This is a genomic window from Rhizobium metallidurans (assembly GCF_014196505.1).
GTDB classification, from domain to species: Bacteria; Pseudomonadota; Alphaproteobacteria; order Rhizobiales; family Rhizobiaceae; genus Rhizobium; species Rhizobium metallidurans.
In genome coordinates this window covers 486464-505562 of sequence record NZ_JACIDW010000003.1, presented here as the reverse complement: position 1 = coordinate 505562, position 19099 = coordinate 486464, and the positions used below count along the sequence as shown (strand labels likewise).

At 62.8% G+C, this 19099-nt stretch carries 14 protein-coding genes, 1 pseudogene and 1 other annotated feature; of the genes and pseudogenes, 5 read left to right on the top strand and 10 right to left on the bottom strand.

The window, feature by feature from the left end; all coding sequences use genetic code 11:
• Positions 1-36: 36 nt before the first annotated feature.
• The 6 genes from GGQ67_RS09220 to GGQ67_RS09195 all read right to left on the bottom strand — a co-directional run bounded on the left by GGQ67_RS09220 (position 37) and on the right by GGQ67_RS09195 (position 6839).
• Positions 37-378: a hypothetical protein gene (locus tag GGQ67_RS09220; RefSeq protein ID WP_183899843.1), complete on the bottom strand. Its 342-nt coding sequence runs from the start codon at positions 376-378 to the stop codon at positions 37-39.
• A 270-nt stretch (positions 379-648) separates the two neighbouring features.
• A complete protein-coding gene (locus GGQ67_RS09215; protein WP_183899842.1) occupies positions 649-1446 on the bottom strand; it encodes an aldolase in 798 nt (265 codons plus the stop codon).
• A gap of 185 nt (positions 1447-1631) precedes the next feature.
• Positions 1632-3434, bottom strand: a complete 1803-nt coding sequence (recJ, locus tag GGQ67_RS09210) for a single-stranded-DNA-specific exonuclease RecJ (protein ID WP_425503767.1) — start codon at positions 3432-3434, stop codon at positions 1632-1634.
• A 153-nt stretch (positions 3435-3587) separates the two neighbouring features.
• A complete protein-coding gene (locus GGQ67_RS09205) occupies positions 3588-4910 on the bottom strand; it encodes a homoserine dehydrogenase (protein WP_183899840.1) in 1323 nt (440 codons plus the stop codon).
• Positions 4911-4975: 65 nt separating this feature from the next.
• Complete coding sequence (locus GGQ67_RS09200) at positions 4976-6196, bottom strand: LL-diaminopimelate aminotransferase (protein ID WP_018900041.1); 1221 nt, start codon at positions 6194-6196, stop codon at positions 4976-4978.
• A gap of 226 nt (positions 6197-6422) precedes the next feature.
• Positions 6423-6839, bottom strand: coding sequence for a hypothetical protein (locus tag GGQ67_RS09195; protein ID WP_183899839.1), 417 nt, complete (start codon positions 6837-6839; stop codon positions 6423-6425).
• A 152-nt stretch (positions 6840-6991) separates the two neighbouring features.
• Here GGQ67_RS09195 and phaC point away from each other — a divergent pair, with 152 nt between their 5' ends.
• Positions 6992-8830 (top strand): class I poly(R)-hydroxyalkanoic acid synthase, encoded by a 1839-nt coding sequence (gene phaC, locus GGQ67_RS09190; protein WP_183899838.1) that lies wholly within the window; start codon positions 6992-6994, stop codon positions 8828-8830.
• Between the two features lie 38 nt (positions 8831-8868).
• Here the strand turns inward: phaC and GGQ67_RS09185 are convergent, their stop codons facing one another.
• Entirely contained in the window at positions 8869-9888 is a 1020-nt protein-coding gene (locus GGQ67_RS09185) for a methyltransferase (RefSeq protein WP_183899837.1), read from the bottom strand.
• 350 nt (positions 9889-10238) lie between these two features.
• Here GGQ67_RS09185 and GGQ67_RS09180 point away from each other — a divergent pair, with 350 nt between their 5' ends.
• Positions 10239-11561 (top strand): DUF2778 domain-containing protein, encoded by a 1323-nt coding sequence (locus tag GGQ67_RS09180; RefSeq protein ID WP_183899836.1) that lies wholly within the window; start codon positions 10239-10241, stop codon positions 11559-11561.
• Positions 11562-11594: 33 nt separating this feature from the next.
• Here the strand turns inward: GGQ67_RS09180 and GGQ67_RS09175 are convergent.
• Positions 11595-11894 (bottom strand): annotated as a pseudogene (locus GGQ67_RS09175) (alpha/beta hydrolase); the annotation flags it as partial.
• A 33-nt stretch (positions 11895-11927) separates the two neighbouring features.
• Positions 11928-13394, bottom strand: coding sequence for a SulP family inorganic anion transporter (locus GGQ67_RS09170; protein ID WP_183899835.1), 1467 nt, complete (start codon positions 13392-13394; stop codon positions 11928-11930).
• A gap of 71 nt (positions 13395-13465) precedes the next feature.
• Positions 13466-13521, bottom strand: a sequence feature (sul1 is cis-regulatory element that is thought to sense ions involved in sulfur or methionine metabolism; They are found in Alphaproteobacteria).
• A 158-nt stretch (positions 13522-13679) separates the two neighbouring features.
• Here GGQ67_RS09170 and uvrB point away from each other — a divergent pair.
• The 3 genes from uvrB to GGQ67_RS09155 are packed head-to-tail and all read left to right on the top strand — an operon-like array spanning position 13680 to position 17206.
• Complete coding sequence (gene uvrB / locus GGQ67_RS09165) at positions 13680-16613, top strand: excinuclease ABC subunit UvrB (protein ID WP_183899834.1); 2934 nt, start codon at positions 13680-13682, stop codon at positions 16611-16613.
• Between the two features lie 60 nt (positions 16614-16673).
• The gene (locus GGQ67_RS09160; protein ID WP_183899833.1) at positions 16674-16919 is read left to right on the top strand and encodes a CopG family ribbon-helix-helix protein; all 246 of its coding nucleotides are present in this window, start codon (positions 16674-16676) and stop codon (positions 16917-16919) included.
• Entirely contained in the window at positions 16919-17206 is a 288-nt protein-coding gene (locus tag GGQ67_RS09155) for a type II toxin-antitoxin system RelE/ParE family toxin (protein ID WP_183899832.1), read from the top strand. Before GGQ67_RS09160 ends, GGQ67_RS09155 begins: the two co-directional genes overlap by 1 nt.
• 141 nt (positions 17207-17347) lie before the next feature.
• On the opposite strand, the gene GGQ67_RS09150 is transcribed toward GGQ67_RS09155, so the two are convergent.
• Entirely contained in the window at positions 17348-18931 is a 1584-nt protein-coding gene (locus GGQ67_RS09150) for a GmrSD restriction endonuclease domain-containing protein (RefSeq protein ID WP_183899831.1), read from the bottom strand.
• Between the last annotated feature and the right edge of the window lie 168 nt (positions 18932-19099).

The following is a 19099-nucleotide window of genomic DNA, read 5'->3' as shown; positions in this document are numbered from 1 at the left end:
GCTCATGGCGGACACGACTGAAAATCCGACTGGCCCTCAGTGCCAATAGGTCTTGTACAGAGCATGAGCCGCGAAGGCGGTTTCATACTCGGGACTTCTCATACCGAGAACCGTGACCGTTATCTCGTGAAGCGTTTTATTGAAGTCCTCGATACTGACGCCCGCACATGGGAGTATGCCGGATGCGTCGGACCGCGCCGCAAGTTCAGCGCTCCGCCCCACTTTGTTGTCGTCGCCATCGATCACGGATGCATGGAGGCGCGGGGCATATTCCGGGGATGCAATGAACGGTCCGCTCGCCACGCCCATCGGCGGATCAATTGGATCAAGGTTCGAATGCCCGATGACTTTTCCTTCGCACAGGATATCGACTTTCATGGCTTCCTTTAAACGGCCAGGGTCTCCGGTCTTCCGGTGTCGTCATTTCTTCTTCGCTTGATCGTGATGCCACTTGATGGCGAAGAACATGGCCACGCCCAACACAAGAATCTTGAGCGGAAAGAATATTATAGGGAACCAATCCCACATTTTGGGTACTTCCGAGCTGTTATCCGACACTATCTGCCGGTCAGGAACAGCTATCTCAAAATTACCTCATCCGACATCAGCCATGTTGACGCAGATGCGATCTTCCACGCGCACCCGCCCTCAGTCGCGGTATTGCGGCTCCTCCGCGTCGAGCATGCGCTTGATCGCCTCCAGATGCAGCCGCGCCGATTCCGGATCGCCCTCGCGCATCTGCCGGTAGGCGGCTTCGGCGATATCGGGGTCTACGGGCAAGACCTGGCGGCCGGTGGACAGCGCCAGCGTCTGCACCTGGCAGGCGCGCTCGAGATAGTAGAGATCGTCCCAGGCTTCGGCGATATTGGGCGCCAGCACCATGACGCCGTGATGCTTCATGAAGACGATGTCGGCATCGCCGATCGCATTGGCGATGCGGTCGCCCTCGCGCTCGTCCAGCGCCAGGCCGTTGTAATCGCGGTCATAGGCGGTGCGGCCGTAGAATTTGAGCGCCGTCTGGCCGGCGAAGATCAGCGGTTCGCCCTCGGTCATCGACAGCGCCGTCGCATAGGGCATGTGGGTGTGGAAGGCGACGCGGGCGCGCGGAACGCGGGCGTGGATGCGGGCATGGATATAGAACGCCGTCGCCTCCGGCTCGCCCTCGCCCGAGACGACGTTGCCGTGAAAATCGCAGATCAGAAGCTTCGAGGCCGTCAACTCGCGGAAGGCGTAGCCATAGGGATTGACAATGAAGAGATCGTCATAGCCGGGAACCAGCGCCGAGAAATGGTTGCAGATCCCCTCCTCCAGCCCATGGCGCGCCGCCATGCGAAAGCAGGCCGCCAGGTCGGCGCGGGCCTGCCAGACCTCCTCGGTGTCGAGTTGCGGCTGGTTGGCGCCGGAGGTGCCGGTTGCCGCGGAGGACTTGTTCAGGGAATGCGCCATATCGATGCTCCATTGCGAATAATGCCAGGCGGTGGAAATACCGGACAATCGGCGGCCCTCGCCGGACGTGACCGCATGGTAGCGTGCCTTGCGCGGAAGACCAGCGTCGCTGCAAGCCAATTTCGCGCGGATGCCGCGGCATGGCCGGCTCACCGGCACGAAATCCCAGGCTGCGTCCCGTCTGCTCAGCGCGCGATGGCGCCGTCGATGACCCGCAGCTGGACGCGGCGCGAGCCCTGATAGTGGTTGTCGCCGAGCGAGCCCGCGACATGCAGGTTGGCGCCGCGCGAGTTCAGGAGCAGGTTTCCGAGCTGCGTATCGGCGGCGCGAAACGCGATGCCGTCGAGGCGAGCGCCGTCCATGGCTTCGAGCGTCACCTTCACATGCTTTTCGCCGACGATCCTCGAGTCGCGGACGCGGTGGGCGGGAATGGCGAAGATCGGCTGCGAATGGCCGGAGCCGTAGGGGCCTGCCGTTTCCAGCCGGTCGATCAGGTCGATCGTCGCACCGCTGGCGCCGATCGCGCCGTCGATCTTCAGCGTCTCGTTGGCCACCAGCGCCGCAACGGTTTTTTCGGCGCGTTCCGAAAAGAAGCCGCGCAGGCGGCCGAGCTTGTCGCGCTCGACGGTGAGGCCCGCCGCCATCGCATGGCCACCGCCCTTGACCAGCAGCCCCTCGTCGACCGCCGCGCGCACCATCTTGCCCATGTCGAAGCCGTTGATCGAACGGCCGGAGCCGGTGCCCTTGCCGTTCAAATCGAAGGCGATGGCGAAGGCGGGGCGCTTGAACTTTTCCTTCAGCCGCGCCGCGATCAATCCGACGATGCCGGGATGCCATTTTTCATGCGCGGTGACGATGACGGAGGCGCCGCTGCCGTCGCCATATTCGGCATAGGCCTCGGCTTCCGCCTCTTGCAGCATGCTGGCTTCCATCACCTGGCGGTCGCGGTTGAGCTCGTCGAGACGTTCGGCGATGGCCTCGGCTTCGCCGGCATCATCCAGCGTCAATAGCCGGCTACCGAGCGCCGCGTCGCTGATGCGGCCGCCGGCATTGATGCGGGGGCCGACGAGAAAGCCGAAGTGATAGGGCGTGACCGGACCGGCAAGGCCCGCCTTGCGAAACAGCGCCGACAGACCGGCATTGCCCTGGTGGCGGGCGGCGATCAGGCCCTTGACGACATAGGCGCGGTTCAGGCCCTTCAGCGGAACGACGTCGCAGACGGTGGCGAGCGCAACGATATCCAGCCATTGCAGGAGGTCGATGCCGCGCGCCTTCGGATGGCCGGCCTCGCGCAGCAGCCGGAGCGTCGCGACCAGCACAAGGAAGACGACGCCGGCGGCGCACAGATGCCCCTGCCCCGACAGATCGTCCTCGCGGTTCGGATTGACCAGCGCGTGGCACTCAGGCAGGTCATGTGTCACCTGGTGGTGATCAATGACGACCACGTCGACATGGCGCCTGGCCGCCGCCGCCAGCGCCTCGTGGCTTGTCGAGCCGCAGTCGACGGTGACGATCAGGCGGGCGCCGTTGTCGATCAGCTGGTCCATGGCCGCCGGGTTCGGGCCATAGCCTTCGAAGACGCGGTCTGGAATGTAGATTTCGGACTGCACCCCGAAATGGCTGAGGAAGCGATACATCAGTGCCGAGGAGGATGCGCCGTCGACGTCGTAGTCACCGAAGATCGCGACCTGCTGGCGGGCATTGATGGCGTCGGCGATACGTCTGGCCGCCTTCTCGCAGTCGGTCAGCTTGTAGGGATCGGGCATCAGCGAGCGCAGCGTCGGATCGAGGAACTCGACCGCCTCGTCGACGGTCACGCCGCGGCCGGCGAGCACGCGGGCGATCAGATCCGGCAGGCCGTGCGTCTGCGACATGGCGAGCGCCCGGTTCTGTCCGGCCTGGTCCAGCCGCGAGATCCAGCGATTGTCGAGAACGGATTTCTCGACACCCAGAAAGGCGCGCTGTACCGGATCGGCCGGGATATCCATCATGTCACTCCACTGCCACTATAAGGCCGTTCTACAGAGCCGTGACGGCAAACGAAAGACGGCGGAGCGCACCCGCGCCCCGCCGCCCACAGAATAGATCACCATGCGGTGACGCCGTATCGCCCCGCGCGCGGCGCGGTCGAGAGCCGAGGCTCAGTCCTCCTTCGGGCGTTCGATGCGGATCACCTGCGGTTCGCCGACCAGATAGCCTTCGACCTTGATCGCCGCGACCGCCTTGCGCACCGATTCCTCGGTGGTGGCGTGGGTCACGAGGATGATCGTCTGGTGGTGCGACGGCGCGAGGTGCTGCTTGGAGCGTTGCACGATGGATTCGAGCGAGATGTGGTTTTCGGCCATGCGGGTGGCGACGCTGGCGAAGACGCCGGTGCGGTCGAGAACCGTCAGACGGATGAAATAGCCGCCCTCGTGGCTCTGGATCTGCGCCTTGCGGTAAGGCTCGAGCGACCTGGCGGGGTGGCCGAGCACCGGCACCTGCTGGGCGCCCGGGCGGCTCTTGGCGATGTCGGCGATGTCGCCGAGCACCGACGAGGCCGTGGCATTGCCGCCGGCGCCGGGGCCGACCATCAGCAGTTCGCCGAGCACGTCGGATTCGATCGCCACGGCGTTGGTGACACCATCGACCTGGGCTATGACGCTGTCGACGGGCACCATGGTCGGGTGCACGCGCTGCTCGATGCCGGTATCGGTGCGCTGGGCAACGCCGAGCAACTTGATGCGATAGCCGAGTTCGGCGGCCGCGTGGATGTCCTCGATCGAGATGTTGGTGATGCCCTCGAGATAGATGTCGTCGACGGCGATCTGGTTGCCGAAGGCGAGCGTGGTCAGGATGGAGAGCTTGTGGGCGGTGTCGTTGCCCTCGATGTCGAAGGCGGGATCGGCCTCGGCGTAACCGAGGCGCTGGGCTTCCTTCAGGCAGTCGGCGAACGACAGGCCTTCCTTCTCCATCTTGGTGAGGATGTAGTTGCAGGTGCCGTTCATGATGCCGTAGACGCGCGAGATCGTGTTGCCCGTCAGCGATTCACGCAGCGCCTTGATAACCGGGATGCCACCTGCGACGGCCGCTTCGAAGTTGAGCAGCGCGCCCTTCTCCTCGGCGATCCTGGCAAGCGCGACGCCGTGATAGGCAAGCAGCGCCTTGTTGGCCGTCACCACATGGAGACCACGGTTGAGTGCCGCCTGGACGGCGATCCTGGCCGGCCCTTCGGCGCCGCCGACAAGTTCGACGAAGACGTCGATATCGCCCTTGGTCGCGAGTTCCTCGGGCGTCTCGAACCACTCGATGCCGCGGACATCGATGCCGCGGTCCTTGGTCTTGTCGCGGGCGGACACGCCGGTAATCAGGATCGGCCGGCCGCACGTCGCGGCAAGCTGGTCGCTGCGCTGCTGAATGATGCGAACGAGAGAGGCACCGACGGTACCCAAGCCCGCAACGCCGATTTTAAGGGCATCTGCCATGGATCGATCCTGAAATATGTCATGAAGGGCAGCCGCCGGAGCGGCTGCCGAAAGAACTGATTGTATCAGCGGTGAGCGTTCAACGAGACGACGTTGTGCATCGTCTCATCGGCGGTGGACATGAACTTCTTGATGTTGCGCGCCGCCTGACGGATGCGGTGCTCGTTTTCGACGAGCGCCAGACGCACGTAATCGTCGCCCATCTCACCGAAGCCGATACCCGGCGCCACGGCGACGTCAGCCTTCTCGACCAGGAGCTTGGAGAACTCGAGGCTGCCGAGATGACGGAACTTTTCCGGGATCTTCGCCCAGGCGAACATGGTGGCCGCCGGCGGCGGAACCTCGAAGCCGGCCTTGCCGAAGCTGTCGACCATGACGTCGCGGCGGCGCTTGTAGACGCCGCGGACTTCGGCGATATCCGAGCCGTCGCCGTTCAGCGCGTGCGTGGCGGCCACCTGGATCGGCGTGAAGGCGCCGTAGTCGAGGTAGGATTTCACACGCGTCAGCGCCGCGATCAGGCGCTCGTTGCCAACCGCGAAGCCCATGCGCCAGCCGGGCATGGAGAAGGTCTTCGACATCGAGGTGAACTCGACGCAGACATCCATGGCGCCGGGCACCTGCAGCACCGATGGCGGCGGGTTGTTGTCGTCGAAGTAGATTTCCGAATAAGCCAGATCGGAGAGCACGATGATGTCGTGCTTCTTGGCAAACGCGATGACGTCCTTGTAGAAGTCGAGCGTGGCGACATAGGCCGTCGGGTTCGACGGATAGTTGACGATCAGCGCCAGCGGCTTCGGGATCGAGTGCTTCACGGCGCGTTCCAGCGGCGGGAAGAAGCTGTCATCCGGCTCGACCGGCAGCGAGCGGATCACACCGCCGGCCATCAGGAAGCCGAAGGCATGGATCGGATAGGTCGGGTTCGGGCAGAGGATGACGTCGCCGGGCGCGGTGATCGCCTGCGCCATGTTGGCGAAGCCTTCCTTGGAGCCCAGGGTTGCGACCACCTGCGTATCCGGGTTCAGCTTCACGCCGAAGCGGCGGGCGTAATAGGCAGCCTGGGCGCGGCGCAGGCCGGGAATGCCCTTGGACGAGGAATAGCGATGCGTGCGCGGGTCCTGGACCACTTCGCAGAGCTTGTCGACGATCGCCTTGGGGGTCGGCAGGTCAGGGTTTCCCATGCCGAGATCGATGATATCGGCTCCACCCGCTCGCGCGCTTGCTTTCAAACGGTTGACCTGTTCGAAAACATAAGGCGGCAAACGCCGGACTTTGTGAAACTCTTCCATTTCTTTCCCCACGGAAACCCGGCCACCATGACCGCAAATCGAAGTTCGTCCTAACTTCCGGCTGCTTGCGACACGAACTTCAGAATCGCCAAGGCCGTATTCATCAGACTTTCAGCGCACGGCGATTCTTTGACGGACCGCCGACAGGCTGACGCTTTATCGGGAAAATTTCATCTTCCGCACCTGACGGAAGGCTTTGCTTGCAAACGCCAGAGAAGGCAAGGCCTTATTTGGTGATTTCGGACAGCGTTTCAGGGCCGTGGTCGGCGGCGAGCTTGCGGTATTCCGCAACGCGGCGCTGGTACTCGGCTTCCGTGATGGTTCCCGCCTTGCGGCGGTTGCTCAGCGCCGTCAGCTTCTGCTGCAGGCCGGCGGCTTCCTCGTCGTTCATCTGAACGTTGGCGGCCGTCAGCGGCGCACCGAAGCCCGGATAGCCATCGCGATAGTGCGACAGGCCGCTTTCGGTCGGCGCCTCGCCCTTGGTGGCGTTCATGACCACGGCCGTCGGGGCCGCTCGCCTGGCGGCGATTTCGGCCTTTTCTTCCGGCGTTCGCATGCATCCGGCAAGCGCCATGGCCGCGGCGGCGCCGATCAGGGCGATGCGGGTGACGTTTGCGATGGTACGAATGCCTGTGTTGGTCATGCCGGAGGTTCCAAATCCTTAAGCTGCTTCGACTTGTTAAATTCGCAGCCTGCACAAAGCAATAGCATGAAGGCCCGTCAGCGGAACTTGTTTTCTTGATCCGAGCGGATACAACTTGATTTGGAGACAGATGCTGCCGCCGGAGGAACCGCGTGACCGACAGCAACCAGGACAAGGGCGAGAAGGGCCAGGGCCCGGGCTTCGAGGCGAAGGATTTTGATCCTTACATGCTGAAGGACCCGGAGACGATGGCGCTGAACTTCGCCCGCGCCCTGGAAAACCTGGGAAAAGCGGCGTCCGCCTGGCTTGCTCCGCGCGAAAACGGCGAGATCCGGACAAACACCGCCGACCCCGTCACCGACATGGTCAAGACGCTCTCCAAGGTCAGCGAATACTGGATCTCCGACCCGCGCCGCGCCTTCGATGCGCAGACCAAGCTGATGACCAGCTTTTTCGGCGTGTGGATGCGCTCGATGCAGCGCATGCAGGGCGAATCGGCCGAGCCGGAGCCCGATCGCAAGGACAAGCGCTTCGCGGACCAGGATTGGGAGAAGAACCCCTTCTTCGAGTTCCTGAAGCAGGCCTATTTCATCACCGCCGACTGGGCGGAGAAGCTGGTCACAGAAACCGAAGGTCTGGACGAGCACACGCGGCAGAAGGCCAACTTCTACGTCAGGCAGATCACGGCGGCGATCTCGCCGACCAATTTCGTCGCCACCAACCCGCAGCTCTACCGCGAGACGATCGCGAGCAGCGGTGAAAACCTGGTGCGGGGCATGAAGATGCTGACCGAAGACATCGTGGCCGGCCACGGCGACCTGAAGCTTCGGCAGACCGACATGACCAAGTTCGCCGTCGGCCGCGACATGGCGCTGACGCCGGGCAAGGTGATCGCCCAGAACGAGATCTGCCAGATCATTCAGTACGAGCCGACGACCGAGACGGTGCTGAAGCGCCCTCTGCTCATCTGCCCGCCCTGGATCAACAAGTTCTACATCCTCGATCTCAATCCGCAGAAGAGCTTCATCAAGTGGTGCGTCGATCAGGGGCAGACGGTGTTCGTCATCTCCTGGGTCAATCCGGATGCGCGCCATGCGGCCAAGGACTGGGCGGCCTATGCGCGCGAAGGGATCGATTTCGCGCTCGAGACCATCGAGAAGGCGACCGGCGAGAAGGACGTCAACGCCATCGGCTATTGCGTCGGCGGCACGCTGCTGGCCGCGACCCTGGCGCTGCATGCCAAGGAGAAGAACAAGCGCATCCGCTCCGCGACGCTGTTTACCACCCAGGTCGATTTCACCCATGCCGGCGACCTCAAGGTGTTCGTCGACGAGGAACAGCTGACGCGGCTCGAGAACTATATGGATGTGACCGGCTATCTCGACGGCTCGAAGATGGCGACGGCCTTCAACATGCTGCGCGCCTCCGAGCTCATCTGGCCCTATTTCGTCAACAACTACCTCAAGGGCCAGGAGCCGATGCCCTTCGACCTCCTGTTCTGGAACGCCGACTCGACGCGGATGGCGGCGGCCAATCACGCGTTCTACCTGCGTAACTGCTATCTCAGGAACGCCTTGACCAAGGGCGAGATGGTGCTCGACGGCCAGGCCGTGTCGCTGAAGAGCGTCAGTATCCCGATCTACAACCTCGCCACCCGCGAGGACCACATCGCGCCGGCGAAATCCGTGTTCCTCGGCAGCCAGTTCTTCGGCGGCAAGGTCGATTTCGTGCTCGCCGGCTCCGGCCACATCGCAGGCGTAGTCAACCCGCCGGACAAGAAGAAATACCAGTATTGGACCGGCGGACCGGCCAAGGGCGAATACGAGGACTGGCTCATCAGCGCGCAGGAAGGGCCGGGCTCCTGGTGGCCGCACTGGCAGGCCTGGATCGAGGCCAAGGACGGCAAGCGGGTACCGGCTCGCAAGCCGGGTGGCGACGCGCTGAACGCGCTCGAGGAAGCGCCGGGCAGCTACGTGCTGGAGAAGGCCTGAGCGGCGCTTATGCGCCATCACCGATCGGTGACGTCAATCTACTCAAACACAATCACGCTCGCCGGCGATGGCGGCAGCGGGCTGATCGAGATGTCGCGGAAGCCCGCCATCGACGCCATCTCGCGCAGGTCTGACGCAGTGTAGGCGTCGCCATTCGGTGTCGTCGCCAGCATTTCGAAGGCGAAGGCGGCGGGGAAGTCGGGCGAGACGCGGTCCTCGTTGGGGACGAACTCGACGGCGATCAGCTTGCCGGTGGCGCTTAGGCTTGGGCGTGCCTTCTTCAGCAGTTCCGCGCAGCCGGCGATATCGAAGTGATGCAGGAAGTTCGGCAGCATGATGAGATCGTAGTCGCTGCCCCAGTCGACATCGAAGGCGCTGCCGGCGATGAAGCTGAACCGATCGGCGACGCCTGATGCCGTCGCATTCTCCCGCGTCAGCTCCAGCACCGGCTTCCAGTCGAGCGCGACGATCCGCGCCCGCGGAATGGCCCTGGCGATCTCGATGCCGAAGTAGCCGGGGCCGGCGGCGATATCGAGCACCTTTGACGGCGGTGACGGCCATGCCGCGACGTCGGCGGCAAGCGTCCTGCCCGCCCCGCCGGTAAAGGCGCCCATGGCCCGGGCAAAGCGCACCCAGACGGGATTATCCGCCGAGAGGTTCGCCAATCCTTCCGCGCCTCCATTGCGCACGCAGGCGGCGGGGTCGGTCAGAAAGAGCGAGAGCATCTGCGGCGCCGCGATGAAATCGATCGCCGAGCCCATATAGGCGGGCGAATGGCGATCGAGGAACACGGCGCTCGACGGTGTCAGCGCGTAGACGTCGCCACTCTTGGTCAGGAAGCCCGCGACGACGAGATAGTCGCACAGAATGCGGACGCCGCGCTCGGCGCATCGCATCTTCGATGCCGCCGCCTTGGCCGTCTGGCCCGCTCCGATGACGGTGAAGAGGTCGAGTTCGATCGCCGCCTTGATGGCGGCGGTCTTGCGGACGGCGAACATCGCATCCACCAGCAAGGCCGGCGAAATGTCGTTGCCAGGTGCTGCTTGTGCCGAAGACATCGGCGTCTCCCCTCGGAAGCCCTCGATGCCACTTCATAGCACAATCGCAATATAGTTTCCCGCTAATATTTACATGAAATCGGTGACATAGCCCCACATCGACTGGCCAGTCCGCGCCACATTAGAAAAAAGCGAACAAGAACAACATGGTTAGCGGACAAGGTGAAGAATTTCACAACGGGCGACGCCGTCGTAAAGGGTTTGGTTACCATAATTCGTCATTCTCCAGGTCAACCGGAAAGCATGGAAGGCCGCATTTTGGCCCCGATGCCCCATTACCGGCCCCGGCGAAGAAGTATCCGTTTCCGTGTACCGCCGGCCTCAGTAACGAGTTGTGAAAGACGAGTGTCATGGCGTTTGCGGTCGATGTGTTTGCCAATACCAGGCCAGTAGGTACGCCCATTTCTCGTTTCAGTCGCTTATTCCGCCTCATCTCGGGGGCGGGGCTCATCGGCGCAAGTTTTGCCGCCTCGGCATGGGTCGTGACATCGATCGCCACCGTGCCCGCAGCCGCGCCGCCGCCCTACAAGAGCGCCGCCAACGACGTCGCGCTGGTGCAGCACGTCGCGGTGTCAGCCGCCTTCAAGGAACGCCCCGCCGCTGTCAAGGAACGCAACATCCGCGTCTCCAAGTTCTCGCGCCTGCAGGCTTACACGGCGGCCGAAAACCGTCGGGCCCTGACGCCGGGCGCGATCAAGGCGGCATTCGCCGGCAGCACCACCCCCGTCATCGCCGACACCGTGCCCGTGCAGAAGGTGACCAGCGTCACCTTTGCGGCCCCGGTTGCGGCCGCCCAGCCGTCCGTGACGACGAACCCGCCAGCGGAAGAAACCGTTGCCAGCGCATCCTCGCAAGATCGCATCATCATTCCGTCGAAGGCCGAAGTCGCGGCGCTCGAAGCCCCTGCCCTGCTGGCGCTGGCGGCGTCCGCGAAGACTGAAGCCCAGCCGAGGGCCAGCGTCGCGGCCGCGCCCGCCAAGCCCGCTGCCGCCGAAGTCGCGAGCGTCGCCACCAATACCGGCGCGGCGGTGAGCGCCAACAGCAGCCAGGCATTCGGCCTCGTCCTCAATGAAGGCGATGCGTCCGCGCCGCTGCCGATGGCCCGTCCGGACGGAATGCTGAAGCGCGCGCCTGCAAAGGACGGCGCGACACGGCCGGCCGAACCGGTCCTCGCCTACGCGCGGCCCGATGTCACCGACGATCAGGGTGAAATCCCGGTTGTGCCGAAGCGCCAGGCCGTCGCCCGCGCCGGCGTCGCCGTCTATGACATCTCGGCGGGCATGGTCTACCTGCCGAATGGAGAACGCCTCGAGGCGCATTCCGGTCTTGGGAAGATGCGCGACAATCCAAGCTACATCCGCGAGAAGATGCGCGGTCCGACGCCGCCGCATATCTATACGCTGAGCATGCGCGAAAGCCTGTTCCACGGCGTGGCCGCGATCCGGCTCAATCCAATCGGCGGCGCGGGCAAGGTGTTCGACCGTGTTGGCCTGCTCGCCCACACCTATATGCTTGGCGCCAAGGGCGATTCCAACGGCTGCATCTCCTTCAAGGATTACAAGCGCTTCCTCGCCGCCTTCAAGCGCGGCGACATCCAGCAGCTGGAAGTCGTCTCCAGCCTGCCGGACAGGCCGAAATCCACCGTCGCCTCGCTGTTCTCGTCGCGGTCCTGATCGGACCGCGACGTTCACTCATGCGGCGTCAGCTCAGCGGCCGCCGGCCGCCTCGACGATCATCCGGGTGATCTCGTCGGGATGCGAGATCATCGACAGATGGCTGGATTTGAGCTCGATGGTCCGGGCGCTCATGCGCTTGGCCATGAAGCGCTCGAGATCCGGGTTGATTGTCCGATCCTCCGTCGATACCGCATACCAGCTCGGCTTCGAGCGCCATGCCGCCTGCGTGGTCTTGCCCGCCAGCAACGCCTTGTTGAACGGCTGCTGCACGGCATGGAGCACCCTCGCCTTCGCCTCCGGGATATCGCCGGCGAAATCGCGCAGGAAGGCCGGGACCGCCTTGTCGGTCCCGGCGCGATGCGCTCAGACTTCCTTCAGGCTCGGCGCATTGTCGAGCCGGCCGATCAGCGTCGCGCTCGCCTCGTTGAGGCCGATCACCTCGACGGCAACGTCGTGCGCCTTGAAGCGCTGCACCACCCGGTCCAGCGCCGCGACGGCGGTGATGTCCCAGAAATGCGCGTGCGTGAGGTCGATCGTCACCGCCATGCCCTCGGCATCGGCGATGTCGAAGGCGTCGATGAAGACGTCGGCGGACGCGAAGAAGACCTGGCCGGCGACATGGTAGACGATGCGCTCGCCTGCCTCGTCCGTCTGCTTGCGGATCGACAGCAGCCTGGCGACCTTGAAGGTGAAGAAGACGCCGCTCAGGAGGACGCCGACGGTGACGCCGAGCGCCAGGTTGGCGGTGAAGACGGTGACGACGACGGTCGCCAGCATGACGATGCTGGACGTCTTCGGATGCACCACCATGGTCTTGACCGACGACCAGTCGAAGGTGTCGATCGACACCATGACCATGATCGCGACCAACGCCGCGACCGGCACCTGCGAGACCCACGGCTTGAGGAGCACCATGAGGATCAGCAACAGCGCGCCGGCGAACAGCGTCGAGAGACGGCCGCGGCCGCCATATTTCACGTTGCTGACCGTCTGGCCGATCATGCCGCATCCGGCGATGCCGCCGAAAAGGCTGGCGGCGGTGTTGGCGATGCCGAGGCCGGCGCATTCGCGGTTCTTGTCGCTGGTGGTGTCGGTGAGGTCGTCGACGACACTCGCCGTCATCATCGATTCCAGCAGGCCGACCATGGCGATGGCCAGTGCCGGGCCGGCGATGATGCGAAGTGTCTCCAGGGTCAGCGGCACCTGCGGCCAGGCGAAGACCGGCAGCGAATCCGGCAGCTTGCCGAGATCGGCAACGGTCAGGACCGGCAGCTGCAGGCCGACGGAGGCGACGGTCAACAGCAGGATGCAGATCAGCGGCGACGGAATGGCGGTGGTGATGCGCGGCGCGATGTAGATCACCGCCAGGCCGGCGGCCAGCATCGCATAGGCGATCCAGTCGCCGCCGATGATATGCGGCAGCTGCGCCCCGAAGATCAGGATCGCCAGCGCGTTGACGAAGCCGGTGCGCACCGATTTCGACACGAATCGCATCAGGACGCCGAGCCGCAGCAGGCCGAAGACGATCTGGATGATGCCGGCGAGCAGGCCGGCGGCGAAGAGATAGGGCAGCCCGTGGGAGCTGACCAGCGGCGCCGCGACCAGCGCCACGGAGCCGGCGGCGGCCGAGATCATCGCCGGACGGCCGCCGGTGAAGGCGATGACGATGCCGATGACGAAGGAGGCGAACAGGCCGACCTGCGGATCGACGCCGGCGACGAAGGAGAAGGCGATGACCTCTGGGATCAGCGCGAAGGTGGCGACGGCGCCGGCAAGCATTTCGCGTGTCGGATTGGAAAACCAATCCCGGCGGAGGGAGGATACGTGCATGTTGATGATATCTCGCAAAGCGTGGCCCAACGCGCCCGGACGGGCGGTCGAAAAATGGCGTGCAGGTTTTGCGTTGTCTGGCGGATCGGCGGCCAGAAGAGCCACCCGGAGTTTCACCGGGTCCGTGGTGAGTGCGCCCGTTATAGACCGCATTTTTGCCGCGATGCAATATCACCGGGCCATTTCGTGACCACAGGCGTTCAGGGGCCGGACGCGGACAAATCCGTTTCCCTTTTGTACTCTTTGCCTCTTCCATTTCCCGCTGACTCTCTCCATATTCCGGCCATGGCCAAATCTCCGAAAAACTCCCCCGCCCCCGATGGTTTCGAGGAAGCTCCCCAATCCGCGTTCGAAGGCGCCCCGCTCGAGGGTTCCGTCGCCGATTGGGTGAAGCAGCTGGAGGCCGATGCCGAGGCATCCGGCGTCGAGACGCAGCGGCAGATCGCCTCCAAGGCCGGCAAGCACCGCAAGAAGGTGGAGATCGCGGCGTCCAAATCCGCCAGAGGCACGTCCATGGGCGGCTCGACCGACCCGAAGACGCGCGCGGCGGCCGGCCTCAACCCGGTCTCCGGCCTCGACGTCTCCTTGGAAGACGCCGCCGCGCTGAAGGCCGGCACTGCCGTGACCGCCACGGTGGAGGCGCTTTCGGCGCTGATCGAAAGCGGCAATCCGCTGTTCAAGGACGGCAAGATGTGGACGCCGCATCGCCCTGCCCGGCCGCCGAAATCCGAAGGCGGCATCGAGATCCGCATGAACTCGGAATATTCACCTGCTGGTGACCAGCCGACGGCGATCAAGGACCTCGTCGAAGGCCTCGACAATGGCGACCGCAGCCAGGTGCTGCTCGGCGTCACCGGCTCCGGCAAGACCTTCACCATGGCCAAGGTGATCGAGGCCACGCAGCGCCCGGCCGTCATCCTGGCGCCGAACAAGACGCTGGCGGCGCAGCTCTACAGCGAATTCAAGAACTTCTTCCCCGACAACGCGGTGGAATATTTCGTCAGCTACTACGACTACTACCAGCCGGAAGCCTATGTGCCGCGCTCCGATACCTTCATCGAGAAGGAAAGTTCGATCAACGAGCAGATCGACCGCATGCGCCACTCCGCCACCCGATCTCTGCTCGAGCGCGACGATTGCATCATCGTCGCCTCCGTCTCCTGCATCTACGGTATCGGCTCGGTCGAGACCTACACCGCCATGACCTTCCAGATGGAAGTCGGCGATCGCCTGGACCAACGTCAACTATTGGCCGACCTGGTGGCGCAGCAATACAAGCGCCAGGACATCAATTTCGTCCGCGGCTCCTTCCGCGTTCGCGGCGACACGATCGAAATCTTCCCGGCCCACTTGGAAGACGCGGCCTGGCGCATCTCCATGTTCGGCGACGAGATCGACGCCATCACCGAGTTCGACCCGCTCACCGGCCAGAAGACCGGCGACCTTAAGAGCGTGAAGATCTACGCCAACAGCCACTATGTCACCCCGCGCCCGACGCTGAACGGCGCCATCAAGGCGATCAAGGAAGAGCTGCGCCTGCGCCTCGCCGAGCTCGAAAAGGCCGGCCGCCTGCTGGAAGCCCAGCGCCTGGAGCAGCGCACCCGCTACGATGTCGAGATGCTTGAGGCCACCGGCTCCTGCGCCGGCATCGAGAACTATTCGCGCTATCTCACCGGCCGCAGCCCCGGCGAGCCGCCGCCGACCCTGTTCGAATATATCCCCGACAACGCCCTGCTCTTCATCGACGAAAGCCACGTCACCATTCCGCAGATCGGCGGCATGTACCGGGGCGACTTCCGCCGCAAGGCAACGCTCGCCGAATACGGCTTCCGCCTGCCGTCCTGCATGGACAACCGGCCGCTGCGCTTCGAGGAATGGGACGCGATGCGCCCCGACACGGTCGCCGTCTCCGCCACCCCCGGCGGCTGGGAACTCGACCAGTCCGGCGGCGTCTTCGCCGAGCAGGTGATCCGCCCGACCGGCCTGATCGACCCGCCGGTCGAGGTCCGCTCCGCCCGCAGCCAAGTCGACGACGTCCTTGGCGAGATCCGCGAGACCGCCGCGAGGGGATACCGCACGCTCTGCACCGTGCTCACCAAGCGCATGGCCGAGGACCTCACCGAATACCTGCATGAACAGGGCGTGCGCGTCCGCTACATGCACTCGGACATCGACACGCTGGAGCGTATCGAGATCATCCGCGATCTTCGTCTGGGTGCTTTCGACGTCCTCGTCGGCATCAACCTTCTGCGCGAAGGCCTCGACATTCCCGAGTGCGGTTTCGTCGCCATTCTCGATGCCGACAAGGAAGGCTTTCTGCGCTCCGAGACCTCGCTGGTGCAGACGATCGGCCGCGCGGCGCGTAACGTCGACGGCAAGGTCATCCTCTATGCCGACACCGTCACCGGCTCGATGCAGCGCGCCATGGACGAAACCGCCCGCCGCCGCGAAAAGCAGGTGGCTTACAACACCGAACACGGCATCACCCCGGAATCGGTGAAGGCGAAGATCTCCGACATCCTCGAGAGCGTCTATGAACGCGACCACGTCCGCGCCGACATCTCCGGTGTGTCAGGCAAGGGCTTCGCCGACGGCGGCAACCTCGTGGGCGGCAACCTGCAGACCCATCTCAACGCGCTGGAAAAACAGATGCGCGACGCCGCAGCCGATCTCGACTTCGAAAAAGCCGCCCGCCTGCGCGACGAAATCAAACGCCTCAAGGCCGCCGAACTCGCCGTGATGGACGACCCGATGGCGCGCGAGGAGTCCAAGGCCATGGAAGGCATCAAGCGGAACGCCAAGGCGACCCGCGAGTCCCTCAACCCATCGGCAACCTCAACCGGCTCCCTCCCCCCTGTGGGGAGGGTTGGGGAGGGGAAAGCCGCGAACACCGAGGCCACCTCCCTCTTCCAGAAGCCGACCCTCGACGACATGGGCCCAGGCACCGATACCGCCATCCCCTCACGCACATTCCGTCGGAACGACCTCGACGAAATGACCGTCGGCCGCACCGAAAAGCCCGTATCAGGCAAGCTCCCGGAAAAGCCCGACGCCGCCAAGAGCACCAAGCGCTTCTCCCCCCTCCTCGAAGGCCAACCCGACCGCGACGACCCGCGCCCCCTGGTGCGCGGCAAGACCGGTGTCGGCAGCTATGAGGATGCGGGCGATGTGAAGAGGCAGAAGCGGACGAAGGGCAAGACGGGGCGGCCGGGAAGGTAAAGGGTGTCAGCTTGACGCCACTGACCAAACTCCCATAATCGCCTGAACCGGAGGTTCTCCATGAATGCGATTACCGTCCATCTTCCCGAGGAAACTGCTGCCCGCCTCGACCGCCTGGCCGACAAGCTGTCGAAACCAGCCGACAGCGTCGCCGCCGATGCGATCGAGGATTTTCTCGCCCGCGAGGAGTGGCAGTTGGCCGAAATCGAGGCCGGCCTCGCGGAAGCCGACCGGGGAGAATTTGCGAGCGAAGACGAGGTGAACGCGGTTTTCGCCAAGTATGGCGTAAAAACGCGCGGCGCCTGATGCCGCCAATCCGTTACACAAGGCGCGCGCTCGGCAATCTAAGGCACATCGGTGAATGGATCGGGCAGGATAACCCCGCTGCCGCTCAACGCGTCATCGCCCGACTTGCCGCCGCCATTGATCTCCTGCGTGATCAGCCCGACATGGGACGTCCCGGCCGAATAGCCGGCACCAGGGAACTGGCTCTGGCGGATATTCCCTACATCGTTGCCTATCGGCTCAACGCAGGGCACGTCGAGATCATTGCGGTTTTCCATGCGGCGCAGCGGTGGCCGGAGAGGTTTTAGGCTGCCAGCTGCGAGAGCCTTCAAGTCGTTGCACGGACAAGCGCCTCTTTCCCCCTCGGCCCGACAATCGAGGGCGTGAGTAAAACGATTATGTTAAGGGTACCAAATTGACGTTATCGAGAAACGTCATTCATTTTAGTATCAGCCCATTAGTTTTTCCGCGAAGGCAACAAGCCGTGCCAGCCGACCCTTCAAGAAAAACTCATAGTCGTCGTTAAACTCCTCGGCTTTGCAGAAAGCGGACGCGAGTGTCTCCTCGATATTATGCTCTGGGCCTCCCAAGTCGCTCAGGTAAACCGAGGGCTTTTTCTTGCCAATATTCCTATTTTCTGCGCCGCTTAGAAAGCAGAAGTTCGCCAGCATATTTATAGATGCTTCTTCATATCCCTGGTCTCGCAAAAATGCTCGCGGATAAGTGTGATGAAATTCAGATCTATTGTAGCTCTGCAGCACTTTGTCTAAATCGATTTGCTTGCCGGACAACAAGCTTCTTGGCGAGTTATTAGACAATAACAACACAAATGTCTTGGTAGCGGCTGCGCCGACACGAAACGAATTCCTGAAGAATGTTTCGTCGATCTTCACATCAATATCGCCAAAGGTATTTGGTTGACCATTTTTTAGAAGCTCTACCTGCTGAATATCGTGAATGGTCGTCTTGCGTGTCTGACTGGAATATCTAGCAGAAAAACAAGTCCGCCAGAACCACCGTTTCAAACGCTGATAGGTCGCGGAATTATACACGACGTCCTTGCCCTCGGGCTCGGCGAAGAACACTGCCAGCGGTACAAGCATGGACGGGTAAGGTAGGAGCTTTAGATTCACCACCTTTAGCTGCGTTCTCAGAAAGTCGATCGCACCACGTATGCCTTGTTCGACACGTGGGAACTGCGCACGGACGTCTGCTCCATTTAGGGCTAGGAGCGTTTCGGGGCCGGGCTCCTTTGCCAAAATTCCAGCAACGCAACTCAGGATAAGATCGGAGTCGTCTCCCACGCCGGCAAACCCGAAGTCTGACAATTCGTCCCGCAGGTCGCGAAATTTATCCAGAAGGTCAAAATCCTCGCTCCACGTCCACGCAGACAGAAGTTGCATTGTATCCAGCGCGACGCCCAGATGGTTAATCCTCTCGAACACAATTGCGACGATCGAACGATCCTCACTCTTCAGGACTTGAACCGGAATTGTGACTTCCTTGAACTTCTCCTGCAGCTTGTCGATGACCGCGATTTTTGCTTTGTCCAGATGATCAGTGTTGGCTCGGTAGCCAACAGAATCAAACAAGACACGCATCGGGAAATATCTATGACGCTCTGCCTCCTCGACGTTTTCCAGCGCTAGGAAGGCACTGTCTTGAGGGTTGTCGCCTGCATTTAGGTCGAAATAGATGTCCGTCCACTCAGGATTGGGTTCCGGCTTTAGCTCATTCTGAAATACAGTGAAGATTGATGTCAAACGCTGCTGGCCATCAAGCACGTAGTCGATCGGATACTCGGCCTGTGGAGCAGGCAATATAAAGGTGCCCAGCCTACGCTCAGCAGCTAGTTGCTGCTTGGTGCGCCAAAAGAGAAGTGAGCCGAATGGATATCCCTTGTAGATGCTGTCGAGGAGATGGGCTACTCTATCCATCTCCCATACAAAACCACGCTGGAATGCAGGTATTCGTATTTCGCCGCTGGTGGCGGCATCCAGAATTTTACGGATAGAGTAAGCCTGATATTCCACTGCAACCCCCGCATCGACACACTTATCTTCTTTAGTGCGATGCACATGACATCACAACCAGTCGTTGGCGTTGTAGTATGTAAACTTGCGGATATCTAGTCTGCGATATGCACAAATACCGCCAATAGCCCACATTTGGCTTGAGCTCGAAATGGGCTAACGTTCGGC